2 protein-coding genes are annotated in these 1,410 nt (G+C 76.8%); both read right to left on the bottom strand.

What is annotated here, in order from left to right; genetic code table 11:
* The coding region (locus FOE67_RS25725; protein WP_182667220.1) for a GNAT family N-acetyltransferase at positions 1 to 295 on the bottom strand (295 nt) is incomplete at its 3' end.
* Positions 296 to 356: 61 nt separating this feature from the next.
* A partial coding sequence (locus tag FOE67_RS25720) for a class F sortase (protein WP_228474295.1) occupies positions 357 to 1,410 on the bottom strand: 1,054 nt, incomplete at its 5' end.

Genomic DNA, 1,410 nt, shown 5'->3' with positions numbered 1-1,410 from the left:
CCCCCAGGGCCCGGCCCACCCCGGCGCCGCGGTGCTCCGGGTTCACCATGAAGGAGGCCCCGGCGATGCCCGACCCCCGGCCGGGCAGGCTCGGGCCCGCCTTCGCCGTTCCCGCGATCCGCTCCCCGTCCACGGCCACCACCGTCCGCCACGACGGCGTCCCCATCCACAGCGAACGGGCCTCCTCCATCCCCGAGCCCTCGGGCAGGGTGTAGGTCCGGCCCTCGTCGACGATCCGGGAGTAAAAGGAGTGGATCTCCGGCCAGTCCTCGTCACGGGCGGTGCGAATCCTCATCCGTCCACCGTACGACCGCCCCGGGCCGCCCCGAACGGCGGCGGCCCGGGGCGGGCGGGGATCAGTCGGTGTGCCGGACGGTGTCGGTGAGCGTCGCGTACGCCACGATGTTGGCGTCGTAGCCGCCCTCCGCCGTCCACCGTCCGCCGCAGGTGATCAGCCGCAGCTGCGGCGTCTCCACCGCGCCGTACACCCGCTCGTCGGGGAAGTCCGCCTTCGGGTACTGCTCGACGGCCTCGACGGTGAAGATCGCGGTGGTGTCGTCGGCCCGGTCCACCTCGATGATCTCGCCGGGTTCCAGCATCCCCAGGCCGGCGAAGGCCGCCGGCCCCTGCCGGGTGTCCAGGTGCCCGACGAGCAGCGCGGCACCGCGTTCGCCCGGCGAGACGCCACCGGCGTACCAGGCGGCGCGCATCGCGTCCTCCTCGGCCGGCGACGGCGGTCCGCCGTCCGGGTCCAGGTCGGCGCCGAAGACCTCGACGTCCGCCCGCAACCAGGGGATCCGCACCCGGGTCGGCTCGGCCCGTTCCATTCCCGTCTCGGCCCCGGGCACGATCTCCGGGCCCTCGCCGGCGGCCGGGTCGCGTTCGGCCGCGCCCCCCGACGCGGCGGCCCGGGCCGGGGCCTCCGCCTCGGGGGAGGGCGCGGCGGCTGCCAGGACCGCGCACAGCACGACGGAGGACGTGGCCACGGCCACCTCCAGGCGCCGCCGGTGCGGGGCCAGGCGCTGCCGGCGGGTCAGGCCGGTGGCGGCGAACCGCCGGGCCCGCGAGCGGGCGGCGAGCCGGCGCCACGGGATCAGGGGCACGTGCCAGGGGACCCGACCCACCAGGCGGGCCCCGGCGTGGTAGCGGCGCTCCAGCCACAGGTCCACCCGGTCCAGCATCCGGCGCACGGCCTCCCGGACGGCCCGGAGGCGGTCCCGCGCCACCCGGATCGGGCCCCGCCGCCGGCGTCGGGTCCGTCGGGGCGCGGGTTCGGCGGACGGCGCGCCCCCGGCGTCGGTGTCCCTCCCGGGCCGGTCCTCCTCCACCGGCGTTCCGACGCCCCACCGGGCGAACACCTTTCTCTTATACACATCCCCGAGCCCACGAGACATGGAGATCCACCATATA

Source organism: Streptomyces calidiresistens, assembly GCF_014141525.1.
In the GTDB taxonomy this organism is placed as follows: Bacteria; Actinomycetota; Actinomycetes; order Streptomycetales; family Streptomycetaceae; genus Streptomyces; species Streptomyces calidiresistens.
This window is presented reverse-complemented; position numbering and strand designations above follow the sequence as displayed.